This window comes from Chromobacterium sp. S0633 (genome assembly GCF_024158805.1).
Lineage (GTDB): Bacteria > Pseudomonadota > Gammaproteobacteria > Burkholderiales > Chromobacteriaceae > Chromobacterium.
The window spans coordinates 1-15481 of the sequence record NZ_JAMZGH010000039.1 but is presented as its reverse complement, the minus strand read 5'-3'; the positions used below and the strand labels follow the sequence as shown (position 1 = coordinate 15481).

General features: G+C 65.4%; 14 protein-coding genes and 3 tRNA genes. 10 read left to right on the top strand and 7 right to left on the bottom strand.

Annotated features, from left to right (window positions below):
* Positions 1–11: 11 nt before the first annotated feature.
* Genes NK214_RS19410 through NK214_RS19395 form a run of 4 tightly spaced genes read left to right on the top strand, consistent with a single transcriptional unit; the run spans position 12 to position 5433 of the window.
* Positions 12–1979, top strand: coding sequence for an acetyl/propionyl/methylcrotonyl-CoA carboxylase subunit alpha (locus NK214_RS19410; RefSeq protein WP_253315256.1), 1968 nt, complete (start codon positions 12–14; stop codon positions 1977–1979).
* Between the two features lie 5 nt (positions 1980–1984).
* Positions 1985–2497, top strand: a complete 513-nt coding sequence (locus tag NK214_RS19405) for a GyrI-like domain-containing protein (protein ID WP_253315255.1) — start codon at positions 1985–1987, stop codon at positions 2495–2497.
* Between the two features lie 12 nt (positions 2498–2509).
* Positions 2510–3421, top strand: a complete 912-nt coding sequence (locus NK214_RS19400; RefSeq protein WP_253315254.1) for a hydroxymethylglutaryl-CoA lyase — start codon at positions 2510–2512, stop codon at positions 3419–3421.
* Positions 3422–3474: 53 nt separating this feature from the next.
* A complete protein-coding gene (locus tag NK214_RS19395) occupies positions 3475–5433 on the top strand; it encodes an acetoacetate--CoA ligase (protein WP_253315253.1) in 1959 nt (652 codons plus the stop codon).
* 132 nt (positions 5434–5565) lie between these two features.
* Here NK214_RS19395 and NK214_RS19390 read toward each other — a convergent pair whose 3' ends face one another.
* From NK214_RS19390 to cysS, 4 genes are all read right to left on the bottom strand, one after another.
* Positions 5566–7221 (bottom strand): glycosyltransferase family 39 protein, encoded by a 1656-nt coding sequence (locus NK214_RS19390; RefSeq protein WP_107799961.1) that lies wholly within the window; start codon positions 7219–7221, stop codon positions 5566–5568.
* A 109-nt stretch (positions 7222–7330) separates the two neighbouring features.
* A complete protein-coding gene (locus NK214_RS19385; RefSeq protein ID WP_253315252.1) occupies positions 7331–8257 on the bottom strand; it encodes a hypothetical protein in 927 nt (308 codons plus the stop codon).
* Between the two features lie 133 nt (positions 8258–8390).
* Complete coding sequence (rpmE, locus tag NK214_RS19380) at positions 8391–8606, bottom strand: 50S ribosomal protein L31 (protein WP_043593861.1); 216 nt, start codon at positions 8604–8606, stop codon at positions 8391–8393.
* A 122-nt stretch (positions 8607–8728) separates the two neighbouring features.
* The gene (gene cysS, locus NK214_RS19375; protein WP_253315251.1) at positions 8729–10102 is read right to left on the bottom strand and encodes a cysteine--tRNA ligase; all 1374 of its coding nucleotides are present in this window, start codon (positions 10100–10102) and stop codon (positions 8729–8731) included.
* Positions 10103–10255: 153 nt separating this feature from the next.
* Between cysS and NK214_RS19370 the strand changes: the two genes are divergently transcribed.
* From NK214_RS19370 to NK214_RS19360, 3 genes are all read left to right on the top strand, one after another.
* A complete protein-coding gene (locus NK214_RS19370; protein WP_107799964.1) occupies positions 10256–10873 on the top strand; it encodes a UPF0149 family protein in 618 nt (205 codons plus the stop codon).
* 77 nt (positions 10874–10950) lie between these two features.
* Positions 10951–11772, top strand: coding sequence for an undecaprenyl-diphosphate phosphatase (locus NK214_RS19365; protein WP_253315250.1), 822 nt, complete (start codon positions 10951–10953; stop codon positions 11770–11772).
* A 173-nt stretch (positions 11773–11945) separates the two neighbouring features.
* The gene (locus NK214_RS19360) at positions 11946–12416 is read left to right on the top strand and encodes an NUDIX hydrolase (protein ID WP_048414591.1); all 471 of its coding nucleotides are present in this window, start codon (positions 11946–11948) and stop codon (positions 12414–12416) included.
* A 79-nt stretch (positions 12417–12495) separates the two neighbouring features.
* Here NK214_RS19360 and NK214_RS19355 read toward each other — a convergent pair whose 3' ends face one another.
* The 3 genes from NK214_RS19355 to folD all read right to left on the bottom strand — a co-directional run bounded on the left by NK214_RS19355 (position 12496) and on the right by folD (position 14963).
* Positions 12496–13077 carry a hypothetical protein gene (locus NK214_RS19355; protein ID WP_227107329.1) on the bottom strand — a complete coding sequence of 194 codons (582 nt, stop codon included), beginning with the start codon at positions 13075–13077 and terminating at the stop codon, positions 12496–12498.
* An 8-nt stretch (positions 13078–13085) separates the two neighbouring features.
* Positions 13086–13949: a formyltetrahydrofolate deformylase gene (gene purU / locus NK214_RS19350; RefSeq protein ID WP_048410466.1), complete on the bottom strand. Its 864-nt coding sequence runs from the start codon at positions 13947–13949 to the stop codon at positions 13086–13088.
* A gap of 162 nt (positions 13950–14111) precedes the next feature.
* Positions 14112–14963, bottom strand: a complete 852-nt coding sequence (folD, locus tag NK214_RS19345) for a bifunctional methylenetetrahydrofolate dehydrogenase/methenyltetrahydrofolate cyclohydrolase FolD (protein WP_253315249.1) — start codon at positions 14961–14963, stop codon at positions 14112–14114.
* Between the two features lie 229 nt (positions 14964–15192).
* On the opposite strand from folD, the gene NK214_RS19340 reads away from it, so the two are divergent.
* The 3 genes from NK214_RS19340 (at position 15193) to NK214_RS19330 (ending at position 15481) form a co-directional block, all read left to right on the top strand.
* Positions 15193–15269: transfer RNA gene (locus tag NK214_RS19340), tRNA-Pro, on the top strand.
* 23 nt (positions 15270–15292) lie between these two features.
* Positions 15293–15369 (top strand) — tRNA-Arg (locus NK214_RS19335).
* A 36-nt stretch (positions 15370–15405) separates the two neighbouring features.
* A tRNA-His gene (locus tag NK214_RS19330) sits at positions 15406–15481 on the top strand.

Below are 15481 nucleotides of genomic sequence, written 5' to 3'. Positions count from 1 at the left end.
GGTTTAACGCCATGTTCAATAAAATACTCATCGCCAACCGCGGTGAAATCGCCTGCAGGGTGATCAAGACCGCGCGCGCGCTCGGCATCGCCACCGTCGCCGTCCATTCCGACGCCGACGCCGACGCCCGCTTCGTCAAGCTGGCCGACGAGGCCTACCGGCTGGGCCCGGCCCCGGCGGCGGATTCCTATCTGCGCGGCGACTTGATCCTGGACATCGCCCGCCGCAGCGGCGCGCAAGCCATCCACCCCGGCTACGGTTTCTTGTCCGAGAACGAGGACTTCGCCGCCGCCTGCGAGGCCGCCGGCATCGCCTTCATCGGCCCGCCCGCCTCCGCCATCGCCGCGATGGGCAGCAAATCCGCGGCCAAGGCGCTGATGGAGCAAGCCCGGGTGCCGCTGGTGCCCGGCTATCACGGCGAGCGCCAGGAAGCGGACTTCCTGCGCGGCCAGGCGGACGCCATCGGCTACCCGGTGCTGATCAAGGCCAGCGCCGGCGGCGGCGGCAAGGGCATGCGCATCGTGGAAGCCTCCGCGGACTTTGAAGCGGCGCTGGCCTCCTGCCAGCGCGAGGCGCGCGCCAGCTTCGGCGACGACAAGGTGCTGGTGGAGAAGTACCTGCCGCGCTCGCGCCATGTGGAAATCCAGGTGTTCGCCGACAGTCACGGCCAATGCGTGTATCTGTTCGAGCGCGATTGCTCGGTGCAACGCCGCCACCAGAAAGTGTTGGAGGAAGCGCCGGCGCCGGACTTGCCGCCGGCCACCCGCGAGGCGATGGGCGCGGCCGCCTGCGCCGCCGCCCGCGCGGTGGGCTATGTCGGCGCCGGCACCGTGGAATTCATCATGGAAGTGCAGGCCGACGGCAGCCCCGGCCGCTTCTTCTTCATGGAAATGAACACCCGGCTGCAAGTGGAGCACCCGGTCACCGAGATGATCACCGGCCAGGACCTGGTGGCCTGGCAATTGGCCGTCGCCAGCGGCCAGCCGCTGCCGCTGTCCCAGGAGCAGCTCAGCATCAGCGGCCACGCCATCGAGGCGCGCATTTACGCTGAAGACCCGGACAAGGGCTTCCTGCCCGCCACCGGCACCCTCTACCACCTGCGCGCGCCGGCGGAATCCGCCGTCGTGCGCATCGACACCGGCGTCGTCGCCGGCGACAGCATCTCGCCCTTCTACGACCCGATGATCGCCAAGCTGATTGTCTGGGGCAAGGACCGCCGCCAGGCGCTGCAAAGGCTGGACGCGGCGCTGGCCGATTACCAGGTGGCCGGCGTCACCACCAACATCCCCTTCCTGCGCCGCATCGTGCAGCACGCCAGCTTCGCCGGCGGCCAGGTGGACACCGGCCTGATCGCCCGTCACCACGACGCGCTGCTGCCGCCGCCCGCCGCGCCGGACGCGGAGCAATTGGCGCTGCTGGCGCTGGCCGAGGCGCTGGCCGCGCCCGGCGGCTTCCCGGTGGCCGCCGGCTGGCGGCTCAACGGCGCGCTCAGCCGCAAGCTCGTGTTCCACATCGCCGGCCAGGACTATCCGGTAACGCTGCGCCATCTGGGCGACGGCTGCGAGATCGCCGCCGCCGGCAGGCTGTTCTCCGCCAGCGGCCGCCTGGACGGCGGAACGCTGCGCGCGCGGCTGGGCGATCAACAACTCGAAGCCGTCGTCGCCCGCAGCGGCCCGCAACGGGTGTTGTTCGCCGCCGGCAGCCGGCTGGAAGCGCAGTGGCTGGACCCGCTGGCGGTGGCCGCCGAGGAGGTTCACGGCGAAACCCATTTGAAAGCGCCGATGCCGGGCCGCATCGTCGCCCTGCTGGCCGCCACCGGCGTCAAACTCAACAAGGGCGACCCGCTGCTGATCCTGGAGGCGATGAAGATGGAGCACACCATCCCCGCGCCGGCGGACGGCGTGGTCAAGGCTTTCTATTTCGGCACCGGCGAGCAGGTCAACGACGGCGACGAGTTGGTCGACTTCGAAGCGGAGTGACACCTATGGACCCTATCATCATCAATCATCCCGGCCTGAATCTGGCCGGCTACAGCATCGCCACCCAGATGGAGAACGGCGACAATCTGCGCCAGATTCCCGAATTCTGGGGCGAATACGCGGCCACGCTGCGCCAGCCACTGCTGGCAGCGCTGGGCCGCGCCGACGCCGCGGAATACGGGCTGATCCACGACTTCGACCCGGACAGCGGCCGCTTCGGCTATATGATAGGGATGGAGTGCGCGCAGCCCTTGCCGCTGCCGCCCGGCTGCGCGCGGCTCAGCACGCCGCCGACCAAGTGCGCGGTGTTCACCACCCAGCCGGCCGGCAGCGACGCCGAGTTCGGCCAGGCGATCCAGGCGGCCTGGCGCTACATCATGCAAGACTGGCTGCCGGCCTCCAAGCAATGGGAGCAAGCGCCGCTGGGCTCCTTCGAGCGTTACGACGGCCGCTGCGCGCCGGGGCTGCCGCAACGCCAGATGGACATTTACATCCCGGTGCAGCCGCGCCGCCGCTAACGGAGAGCCGAAGTGCCGCAAGTGAAGATAGTGGAAGTGGGTCCGCGCGACGGGCTGCAAAACGAAAAACAGCCGGTGAGCACCGCCGTCAAGCTGGAGCTGATCCGCCGCCTGGCCGCCAGCGGCCTGCGCACCATAGAAGCCGGCGCCTTCGTCTCGCCCAAATGGGTGCCGCAGATGGCCGGCAGCGCCGAGGTGCTGGCCGGCCTGGACCTAGCCGGGCCGGTGTCCCACCCGGTGCTGGTGCCCAATGAGCAGGGACTGGACGCGGCGCTGGCGGCCGGCGCGCGCGAAATCGCCGTGTTCGGCGCCGCCAGCGAAAGCTTCAGCCAACGCAATATCAACGCCAGCATCGCCGAAAGCCTCCAGCGCTTCGCGCCGGTGATGGCGCGCGCGCAGGCGGCCGGCGTGCCGGTGCGCGGCTATGTGTCCTGCGTGGCGGGCTGTCCCTACGAGGGCCGCATCGCGCCGGCCAAGGTGGCGGAGGTGGCCGCGCGGCTGCTGGACATGGGCTGCTACGAGATTTCTCTGGGCGACACCATAGGCGTGGGCACGCCGTCCAGCGTGCTGGCGATGCTGGAAGCGGTGAGCAAGACTGTGCCAATGTCGCAGCTGGCCGGCCACTTCCACGACACTTACGGCATGGCCATCAGCAATATTCATGCGTGTTTGCGCGCGGGAATGATGACATTCGATTCTTCGGTTGCCGGTCTGGGCGGCTGCCCTTATGCTCAGGGAGCTTCCGGCAACGTCGCCACCGAGGACGTGGTCTATCTGCTGCAAGGCGAAGGCTTCGACACCGGCGTCGACCTGGCCGCGCTGGTGGACACGGCCTGGTTCATCGCCGGCGCGCTGGGCAAGCTGCCGGCCTCCAAGCTGGCGCACGCCGTCGGCGACAAGCGCCGCGCCAGGCCGGAGCAATAACAAGCCGCCGCCCGTCCATGGGCCGGCGCGCGGAGAAAATATCAGGAGAAAGCATGACCCCCGACACGCCCATCTGGACCCCCTCCGCCGGCCGCCTGGCCGGCGCCCACCTGACCGCCTTCGCCAAGCTGGCCGAACTGTCCTACGACCGCAAACTGAACGGCTACGCCGAACTGTGGCGCGCCAGCGTGGCCGACCCGGCGCGCTTCTGGTCCTTGGTCTGGGATTACTGCGGCGTGATCGGCGACAAGGGCGCCACCGCGCTGAGCGACGGCGACAATATGCTGGCCGCCCGCTTCTTCCCGGAGGCGCGGCTGAGCTATGCCGAAAACCTGCTGCGCCGCGACGACGACGGCGACGCGCTGGTGTTCTGGGGCGAGGACAAGCTGCAGCGGCGCTGGAGCTGGCGCGAGCTGCGCGCCCAGGTGTCGCTGCTGCAACAAGCGATGCGCGGCGCCGGCATTCAGGCCGGCGACCGCGTGGCGGGCTTCATGCCCAATATGCCGGAAACCATCTCCGCGATGCTGGCCGCCAACAGCCTGGGCGCGGTGTGGACCAGCTGTTCGCCGGACTTCGGCGCGGACGGCGCGGTGGAGCGCTTCGGCCAGACCGAGCCCAAGCTGCTGTTCTGCCCGGACGGTTATTGGTACGCCGGCAAGGCTGTGGACATCCGCGCCAAGATGGCGGCGCTGGCCGAGGCGCTGCCCTCGGTGCGGCAAATCATCGTGGTGCCCTATCTGGGCGAAACCGGCGTGTTCGCGGAAAACGTGCCCAAGGCCATCACCCTGACGGACTTCACCGCCGCGTATCAAGCGCAAGCGCTGAGCTTTGAACGGCTGCCCTTCCGGCACCCGCTGTTCATCCTGTATTCCAGCGGCACCACCGGCAAGCCCAAGTGCATCGTCCACGGCGCCGGCGGCACCTTGCTGCAGCATCTGAAGGAACAGCAGCTGCACGGCGACGTCCATCACGGCGACCGCCTGTTCTACTTCACCACCTGCGGCTGGATGATGTGGAACTGGCTGGTGTCCGGCCTGGCGTCCGGCGCGGCGCTGATGCTGTTCGACGGCTCGCCCTTTGTCGGCGAAGGCCGCACGCTGTGGGACTACGCCGAGCGGCAGCGCTTCACTCACTTCGGCACCTCGGCCAAATACATAGACGGCCTGCGCAAGAGCGGCATCGCGCCGGTCCGGGAATGGAAGCTGGATTCGCTGCGCGCGGTGTTCTCCACCGGTTCGCCGCTGGTGGCGGAAAGCTTTGACTGGGTCTACGCCAACATCAAGGCCGACATCAATCTGGCCTCGGTGTCCGGCGGCACCGACATCGTGTCCTGCTTCGCGCTGGGTTGCGCCAGCCTGCCGGTCTACCGCGGCGAGCTGCAATGCCGCGGCCTGGGCATGGCGGTGGACATCTACAACGAGTACGGCCGGCCGGTGCGCGGCGAAAAAGGCGAGCTGGTGTGCACCCGGCCCTTCCCGTCGATGCCGGTGGGCTTCTGGAACGATCCCGACGGCGGCAAGTACCGCCAGGCCTATTTCGGCCGTTTCGACAATATCTGGTGCCACGGCGACTATGCCGAACTCACCGCCCACGACGGCATGATCATCTACGGCCGTTCCGACGCGGTGCTCAATCCCGGTGGCGTGCGCATCGGCACCGCGGAGATCTATCGCCAGGTGGAGGCTTTCGACGAGGTGCTGGAAAGCATCGCCGTCGGCCAGCAGTGGCAGGACGACGAGCGCGTGCTGCTGTTCGTGCGCCTGCGCGCCGGCGCGCGGCTGGACGAAGACCTGCAACAGCGGATCAAGGCGCAGATCAAGACCGGCGCCAGCCCCCGCCACGTGCCGGCCAAGATCATCGCCGTCGCCGACATCCCCAAGACCATCAGCGGCAAGATCGTCGAGCTGGCGGTGAAGAACGTGATCCACGGCCAGCCGGTCAGCAACCTCACCGCGCTGGCCAATCCGGAAGCGCTGAAGCTGTTCGAGAATCTGGACGAACTGCAAAGCTGAGCCCACGCGCGGCCCATGAAAAACCCCCGCATTGATTGATGAATGCGGGGGTTTTTAGCCTGCTTAACAAAACCCGGTTTTACCGCTGGGGCAAGGCGCGCCACGCAGCGTCAGGGGGTTTGCTCGCCGCTCTTATTGCTCATGCGGATGAATGCGCCGCAATAGCGCGAACATCATGTTCTGCTCGCGCGGCCGGGAGCCGTACCACAGCACTTCCCAACCCGGCTCGGCGATGCCCTCGTCCTCCGAGCGCACCACCAGCTGGTAGTCGCAGGGCGAGGCGTTGCCCGCCGGATAGGACACCAGGTCCAGGCCGGCGTAATAGCGCCAGCTGATCAGCGCCAGCTGATTGCGGCTCTCGGTCGCCACGCAGGCGGCGTTGGCCGGCAGCGCCTTCATCATCCGCTCCACCACCGGACGGTAGCTCTTGGCGGCGTCGAACCACGGCAGCCACAAGGTCATGCCCAAACCCCACAGCAGGGTCAGGCCCGCCGCCCAGTTGCTGATGGCCTGGCGGCCGCGCAAATGCTTGCGCGTCAGCGCCCACAGCCATACCAGGGTGGCGATCACCGCGCACACCGCGGCCAGGCTGGACACGTGCTCCTGATAATACGGGCTGAAATACTGGGCGCGCCCGGCCAGGCCCCGCGGCCAGCCGAAGTTCATCGCCGCCCAGCCGGCCCACACCAGGATAGCGAAGAAGCCGAAGGTCATCAGGCCGAACCAGTTGAGGAAGGCCGCCGCGCCGCGCTTGAGATTGTCCAGCTCCACTGCCGCCAGCAAGGACAGCGGCAGCAGCAGCGGCATCGCGTAAGTCATATTGGGACGGCTGGACAAGGTCAGCAGGATCAACACCACGGCGAAGAACATCAGCGGCAGTTGCAAGCGCGCCTGGTCCAGCCGTTCCCGGTTGCGGTACAAGGTCCAGCCGGCCAACGGCCAGGCCGGGAAGGCGAACCACAGCGCGTTCAGGCTGTAGTAGCCGAAGTCGTGGAACAGCTGCACCCGGCCAAAACCGTTGAGCTGGCCCAGCGAGTACTCGTTCCACCACAGATTGAACGCGTCCGGATGACTCTTGGCCAGCGCCAGCGGCCACACCAGGGAGGTGGGCGCGGCGATCAGCAAGGCCAGCAGCACGGTGATCGCGTATTGCTTGCTGCGCCAGGCGGAGAAGGCCGGCAGCAGCAAGACCACCATCCACAGCAGCAAGAGCTCCATCAGGCTGGCGCTGAGGAAGATGGCCGCGCTGGCCGCGCCCAGCAAGGCGCCGGCCAGGCCGGGCGAACGCAGGGTCAGCGACAGCGCGTAGAAGGCGGCGGCGAAGCCGGCGAAACCGGCCACCACCGAGGTCAGCTGATGGCCGGTCTCCACCAGGCCGACGCAGCCTATCAACACCATCACCACGCTGCGGCCGTGACGACGGCCGATCAGATCGCGGCCGGCCATGCCGGCCAGCAGCAAGGCCAGCGCCATGAACAAGGGCGTGGCCAGCCGCGCGGCGTCGTGCGCCGCCAGCAGCCAGGGAGACAGCAGCTTGACCATGAAGGCCGCCACCCAGTAATACAGCGGCGGGCTATCCAGATAGGGCGCGCCTTGCACCGTGGGCAGTAGCCAGTTGCCGGTGTCCAGCATGCCCTGCACCGCCGCCAGCACGAAGGGCTCGTCCGGCTTCCACGGATCGTGGCCCAAGATGCCCGGCCACAGCCAGACAAAGCACAGCAGCAGCAGAATCCACGGTTTTTCCGTGGGCTTGGCCAGGGTTTGGGATTGTTCCGAATAAGTGAGCATGAGTCTCGTTCAAACAGTTTCAGGGGAGCTCGAAAGATCTACCGCGCGGCCCGAGCGCTGCGGCGCGCCTTGCTCTCGAACCGCTCGCGACGATTGTTCGAGGCCCCTTTCAATCAGCCGACGGCAAAGCGCCGCGCAAGCGAGCGATCAGAATGCGCCAATCCACCTTGCGCTTGGCGATGGAGTTGCGCAACTTGTTGCGACGGCGCTGGCGCTTGTGATCGGGATCGGCCTGTATCGTCTTCAGCCTAGCCTCGTCCCAGGCGAATTCACCGCAGTACTGGGCCTGGCGCGCCACGTCCCAGTCCGGCGCCATGCCGGCGAACACTTCAGCCAGGTAGAGCGGCGCCTCGTAACTGTAGTTCCAGTAATGATGCAGCGCATCCCCCAGCGCCAGCGGCTGACGGCCGTCGCAGGCCACCAGCGACCAGGCCAGCTGCTCGGTCCAGTTGCGCGCTTCCACGCGCGGCAGCAGGAAGTCGTTGATGCGCAAGGCGGTTTCAAAGAAGGGCACCATGCCGGCGGAAGCGCCGACCACGCCGGCGTTCCACATCGCCAGGCCCTGGACGTCGGCCACGCCCATCTTGCGCAGCTCGGCGCCGTGCTTGTCCACCGCGGCCAGATAATCCGGGAAGAAACCGGGGCCGAACACGCCTTCGTTGACGTGCATGCAGCTGGCGTTGCCTGCTTCCAGCCGGGCGAACAGCTCGTCCGGCACGCACAGCCAGCGGGTGTCGCAGTCCACGTACAAGACGGCGGTGCCCAGTTCGCGCGCCGCCTTGAGCATCACTTCCAGCTTGATGCGGTGCACATAGTCGAACTGGCCGCGATACGCCTGCAACTGCGCCCGGCTCAGGGTCTCGGTGCGAACCAGGGGATGCGCGGGCACGCTGTCCGGCGCGTCGGTGTACACCATGATCTTCACGTCCTGCCGCTGCTGCTTCAGCAGCAAATTCAACAGGCTCAACACGGAAAAGCGGGTCTGGTCGTAGTATTTCTTGCCGCCGTGGGACAGGTAAACGATGTGGATCGCCATGGCCTCAACCTTGCAGAATAGGTACGCGCGCCGCCGGCCGGAATCTGCCAAACCCTGCCGCCGCCGCGCCGGAATCATAGAAAAAAGGCAGCCTGAGCTGCCTTTTTCTGGGTGTCCAACGTATCCTCGGCGCTTAGCGCTTGAAGAAGCCGCCGAACTTTTGGTTGAACTTGTCAACGCGACCGGCGGTGTCGACGATCTTTTGCTTGCCGGTGTAGAACGGGTGGCAGTTGGAGCAAACTTCAATGCCGAACGCGTCCTTGGACATGGTGGACTTGGTCACGAACTGGCTACCGCAGGAGCAGGTAACGGTCAGGTCTTTGTAAGTCGGGTGAATATCGGTTTTCATGTGTCTTCCTTTCAAATCGGGTACAGGGGATTTGCCTGTACTGCTTGCGAAACTATCGATTATCCGCGCTTTGCCGCCGCTTGACAAGTGCCAAATCCACTGTCAACGGCGGCTCCTGCGGCTCAGGCGCGGCGCCAGACCGTGCCCTGGGCGCTGTCTTCCAGCACGATGCCCTTGGCGGTCAACTCATCGCGAATGCGGTCGGACTCCGCCCAGTTCTTGCCGGCGCGCGCATCCTTGCGCGCCTGAATCAAGGCTTCCACCGCCTCGGCCGACAACTCCTCGTCGCCGGCGCCGCCCTTGAGGAAGTCTTCCGGGTCGCGCTGCAGCAGGCCCAGCACGCCGCCCAGGTCCTTCAGCAGGCGCGCCTGACGCGGATCGCGACTCTTGTTGACTTCGCCGGCCAGCTCGAACAACACCGCCACCGCTTCCGAAGAATTGAAGTCGTCGTTCATCGCGGTCTGGAAGCGCGCGGCGAACGGGTCCTTCCAGTCTATGCCGGCGGAGGCCGGCAGCTCCAGGCCGCGCAAGGCGGTATAGAGCCGGGTCAGGCCGTGCTTGGCGTCGACCAGGATGCTGTCGGTGTAGTTCACCGGGCTGCGGTAATGACTGCGCACGATGAAGAAGCGGATCACCTCGCCGTCGAAATGGCCCAGCACGTCGCGGATGGTGAAGAAATTGCCCAGCGATTTGGACATTTTCTCGCCGTCTACATTGATGAAGCCGTTGTGCAGCCAGTAATTAACGTACTGGTGGCCATGGGCGCCCTCGGACTGGGCGATTTCGTTCTCATGGTGCGGGAACTGCAGATCCTCGCCGCCGCCGTGGATGTCGAAATGCTCGCCCAGATGATGACAGCTCATCACCGAGCACTCGATATGCCAGCCCGGACGCCCCGCGCCCCACGGGCTGTCCCAGGACGGCTCGCCCGGCTTGGCCGCTTTCCACAGCACGAAGTCCAGCGGATCGCGCTTGTGCGGGTCCACTTCCACCCGTTCGCCGGCGCGCAGCTTGTCCAGGGTGCGGCCGGACAATTTGCCGTAGCCCTCGAACTCGCGCACCGCGTAATACACGTCGCCGTTGTCCGCGGCGTAGGCCTTGCCGTTGGCGATCAGCTTTTCGATCAAGGCCACCATGCCCGGCACATGCTGGGTGGCGCGCGGCTCGAACGTCGGCGACAACAGGCTCAGCGCGGCGGCGTCCTGGCGCATGTCGGCGGTGGTCTCTTCCACCAGCTGCTGCGGCGGAATGCCGCGCTCGGCGGCGCGCTTGATGATCTTGTCCTCGATATCGGTGATGTTGCGCACATAGGTGACGTCGTAGCCGGACGCGTCCAGCCAGCGATAGATCACGTCGAAGGCCGTCAGCATGCGCGCGTGTCCGATATGACAGAGGTCGTAGACCGTTATGCCGCACACGTACATACACACCTTGCCGGGCTCGATGGGTTTGAACTCTTCTTTCTGGCGGGTCAGGGTGTTATACACGGTCAACATGATGGAAACCTATTAGAGGTTGGGTCAAAAAAGAACGATTGTAACAGAGCCGTCAAGCCCTCCGCATCGTGATTGCGACGCGCCGCGCGGCCGGCGGTGCGCTGGGCCGCCAGATGGCGGATAATGGGCTTTTCTCCCTAGCCCTGGTCCGCCATGAGCCATACCCCGCTTTCCGACGCCGACTACCAACGCCTGGCCGCCACCCTGAACCGCTTCCTGCCGCAGCAAGGCATGAATCTGGAACATCTGGACGGCTTCTTCGCCGCCCTGCTCTGCGGCCCGGAACCGATCAAGCCGACAGAATGCCTGCCCGCCATCATCGGCGACGCCTTCGACGACGATGCCGCCTTTCCCAGCGACAAGGCGCTGGAACAGTTCGCCAAACTGCTGATGGGGCATTGGCTGGACGTCTCCGCCGCGCTGCGCGAGGACGACGCCTTCCAACCCTGGCTGGAAGCGGACGCCGCCGGCGAGATCCGAGGCAACGACTGGGCCGAAGGCTTTTCCGAAGGCATGCAATTGCTGAACGAGGACTGGGGCCTGCTGTTCGACGATCCGGAGCAGGCGCCGCTGCTGGAGCCCATCCTGACCCTGGCTTTCGAGCGCAATCCGGACCCGGAAGTGCAAATGCCCGCGCTGACGCCCGAGCGGCGCCAACAATGCCTGGCCGAGCTGTCCGAATCCGTGCACGGCATCCACCGCTTCTTCTCCGCCATTCGCCGGCGGCTGGAAGAGGAGGAACAAGCGCTGGAACGCCGGCAGCGCAACTGAGCCGGTCAACCGGTCCGCGGCGGCGGCGTTGATAAGCAGGCCGGCGCAAGCCGCCTCCCACCGCCACAGGACCCGCCATGAACCCTATCGAAGCCCTGCTGTTCGCCGTCATCCAGGGCGTCAGCGAACTCTTTCCCGTCAGCAGCCTGGGCCACGGCGTGCTGATACCGGACTGGCTGCATTGGTCCATCAACCGCATGAGCCCGGATTTCCTGCCCTTCATGGTGGTGCTGCACCTGGGCACCGCCGCCGCGCTGCTGCTGTACTTCCGCCGCGATTGGCTGCAACTGACAGGCGGCTTCCTCAAGGCCGGCGGCAAGGCCTCCAATCCGGACGCCCGGCTGATGTGGCTGCTGATCGCCGGCACCATCCCCGCCGGCTTGCTGGGCCTGCTGCTGGAAAAACAGCTGCGCGCGCTGTTCACCAGCACCACCGCGGTGCTGATCTTCCTCAGCCTGAACGGCTTGCTCCTGCTGTGGGGCGACCGCCTGAAACGGAAGCAAGCCCATCTGGACCTGGAGCGGCTCAGCTTCTCCGGCGCGATCAAGATAGGCGCGGGCCAGGCCCTGGCCCTGCTGCCCGGCTTCTCCCGCTCCGGCGCCACCCTGGTGACCGGCCTCGCCCACGGCCTGGACTACGCCTCGTCCGCGCGCTTCTCCTTCCTGCTGGCCACCCCCATCATCGCCGCCGCCGGCGTGCTGGAAGTGCCCAAGCTGGCGCACAGCCAGGTTTCCGCAGGAATGCTGCTGGCCTGCGGCCTGCTGTCCGGCGCCTGCGCTTACGCCAGCACCGCCTTCCTGATGCGCTACTTCAAGAAAAGCGAAATCGAGTCGCTGCGCCCGTTTGGCTACTACTGCCTGCTGGTGGGTCTGGGCGGTTTATTGGCCAAACTGCTTTGAGCGCGGAAACCGCATGGTTTCAATTTGAATGGCTGAACGATTTATCTCATTCAAATCAGATATATGAGTAAATTTTGAGCACAGCTTATTGGACTGATCGGTCTAGTGCTTTAGAATGGAAAAATAATATCCAGGGCCACTCTCGCCGGTGGCCCTAACTAATTTTTTGAAGAATGAGTGTTTTGGAAGAAAAAAGAAACGAGCGCCTGCCGGCGGACCTGGCCAGGCGCGCAACCGCTATTATCGAACTGCCCGACGGCGTGCTGGTCACCGCGGCCAAAGGCGGCCGCTACAATCTTCCCGGCGGCAAGGCCGCCCGCGGCGAACTGCGCTCCCAGGCGCTGATCCGCGAAGTGCGGGAAGAAACCGGCTTGCGCATCAACTCCATGCTGTATCTGTTCGATCACATCACCCCGTTCAACGCGCACAAGGTCTACCTGTGCATCGCGCAGGGCCAGCCGCGCCCGCAGGGGGAAATCGAACGCATCGCCTTGGTGTCCTCGCCGGACACCGATATGGACCTGTTCATAGAGGGCCGCGCCATCCTGCGCCGCTACGCGCGGCTGCGCGGCGAAGTCACCGCCAAGGGCGACGCGCTGCGCGCGCTGCTGGGCCTGGCCCGCTACATCGCCAAGGTGGATTGAGCGCGCCGGCCCGTTCACGCGCCCTCCATGCAAAACAGGACATGCCTTGGCATGTCCTGTTCTTTTTTCAGCCCGCGGCTCAGATGCCGCTTGCGGGCGCCGAGCTCTCCGCTCCGCGCGCGGCGTCGGCCACGCCGGCGGGCAAATCCACCCAGCCCGCCGCCGAACCCAGCGACAAGGCCCCGGCCAGCAAGACCATGGCCACCGGCGCGAACAACAACACTCCCAGCGCCACCCGCAGCCGGTGAATGCCCGACACCACGGCCAGCGCGTTGACCAACACCAGAATGCCGAAGATGGACAACACCCCGTTGACCGCCAGCGCCGCGTCGTCCGGCAACCAGCTGGTCAGCGGTTCCACGAACTGCAGACCGCTGGCCACCGCCACCAGGCCGAACAGCGAACCATGGCCGTCCCACTTGGCAAAACGCAGCCATAGGCCGATGAAGCCGGCGAAACACAGGGTTTCCGCCAGCGTGAACAACACCATGAACAGCATGCGGCCGGTCAGGTTGTCGCCCAGCTCAGCGGTGTCGGCGCTGGCCACCAGACCCAGCGCGATCAGAAACAGCAGGGTCTGCCAGCGCGGATACTGATACTCGCCCAGGGGCTTGACCCGGAAGCGCAGCAAATCCACCACATCGTCAATCAGCAGGCGCATGTCCGCTCTCAGTCAAAGACTACCGTCTTGTTGTTATAGGACAGCACGCGGTTATCCATATGCCAGCGCACGGCGCGCGACAACACCACTTTTTCCAGGTCGCGGCCTTTCTGGATCAGGTCGTCCACTTCGTCGCGGTGAGAAATGCGGGTGACTTCCTGCTCGATGATCGGGCCCTCGTCCAGATCCTCGGTCACGTAGTGGCTGGTGGCGCCGATCAGCTTCACCCCGCGCGCAAACGCGCGGTGATAAGGCTTGGCGCCGTCGAATGCCGGCAGGAAGCTGTGATGGATGTTGATCACCCGGTCCGGATAGCGCTCGACGAAACCCTGGGACAGGATCTGCATATAGCGAGCCAGCACGATGAAGTCCACGCCGGCCTCTTCCAGCAGGCGGAACTGCTCGGCCTCGGCCTCTTCCTTATTGTCCTTGGTGACCTTGATCACATGGAAGGGAATGCCGTTGAACTCCACCAGCCGGCGGCAGGTTTCGTGATTGGAAATCACCAGCGGGATCTCGCAGTCCAGCTCGCCGATGCGCCAGCGGTGCATCAGATCCACCAGGCAGTGCTCGTACTGGGACACGAAGATGGCCATCCGCGGCTTGCGGGTGGACAGCGACACCTTCCAGTTCATCGCGTGTTCGTCGGCAATCGGCTGGAAGGCGGCGGCGAAGTTCTCCATCGGCAGGGTGAAGCCGTCCACATCCCACTGCACCCGCATCAGGAACAGGTTTTCGCTGGTGTCCTGATGCTGGTCCGCGTGCATGATGTTGGCGTTGTAGGTCATCAGGAAGTTGGCGATGGCCGCCACCAGGCCCTTCTTGTCCGGCGCGCTGATCAACAGCGTGGCCGATTGCTTGTCTTGACTCATGATCGGATTTGCTTACTGCTAACTAAAACCGTCGATTTTACGATAGCCGGGCCGCCAGCGTCTCGCTTTGTTTGCAAGCGCCGGCCCTATCGCGCGCCGATAAAACAAAAACGCCGCCGCCGCGGAAGCGGCGATGGCGTTTTGGGCTGAACGGCGCGCCGTTCAAGCGTGCATATTGGCGGAATCCAGAGTGTTCTGCAGCAAGGTGGCCACCGTCATCGGGCCGACGCCGCCCGGCACCGGGGTGATGAAGCCGGCGCGCTCGGCCGCCGCGGCGAACGCCACGTCGCCGCACAGCTTGCCGCTGTCCAGACGGTTGATGCCCACGTCGATCACCACCGCGCCCGGCTTGATCCACTCGCCCTTGACGAAGTTGGGGATGCCCACCGCGGCCACCACGATGTCGGCGGCGGCCACTTCGGCGGCCAGATCGGCGGTGGCGCTGTGGCACACCGTCACCGTGGCGCGCGCCAGCAGCATTTCCAGCGCCTGCGGACGGCCGACGATATTGGACGCGCCGACGATCACCGCTTTCTTGCCTTTGGGATCGATGCCGTACTCTTCCAGCAGCGTCATCACGCCGCGCGGGGTGCAGGGACGCAGCAACGGCATCTTGATCGCCAGCCGGCCCATATTATAGGGATGGAAGCCGTCGACATCCTTTTTCGGGTCGATGCGCTCGATCACCGCCTGCGGGTCGATCTGCTTGGGCAGCGGCAGCTGCACCAGGATGCCGTCCACCTCCGCGTCCGCGTTCAAGCGGTCGATGATGTCCAGCAGCGCCTGTTGGCTGGTATCGGCCGGCAGATCATAGGCCAGCGAACGGATGCCGGCTTTCTCGCAGGAGCGCTTCTTGCTGCCCACGTAGACCGCGGACGCCGGGTCCTCGCCCACCAGGATCACCGCCAACGCCGGGGCGCGCTTGCCCGCGGCCAGGCGCGCCTGCACGCCCTCGCCCACCTTGGCGATCAGTTTTTCCGCTACCGCTTTGCCGTCAATCAGTTGTGCTGCCATGGGCCGGTTCCATAATAGAGGCTGAAAAAGAAGGCGCATATTCTCGCATTTTTCGGCCGCTTCCGAAATGCCGCTGCGCAACAAAACTTACTTAAGATCAAGATAAATAAAGGGAACTGCCGCCCAGCCCGCCGCCCGGCCAATATCGCGCCCCTGGCCGGCCGCAATTTAATTACAAACAGGTGTTGACAGCCCAAATCGCCATCCGTATAGTTGCGGTCTCTGTCGTCGGGGCGTAGCGCAGCCTGGTAGCGCACCTGATTTGGGATCAGGGGGTCGCGAGTTCGAATCCCGCCGCCCCGACCAGCAGTAAGGCGAAGCCCGACCGAGCGCCCGTAGCTCAACCGGATAGAGCACCGGCCTTCTAAGCCGGGGGTTACAGGTTCGAGTCCTGTCGGGCGCGCCAAGTAATTGTGGTACAATGCAGTGCTTGTTTTCAGTGGTGGATGTAGCTCAGTTGGTAGAGTCCAGGATTGTGATTCCTGTTGTCGTGGGTTCGAGCCCCATCATCCACCCCA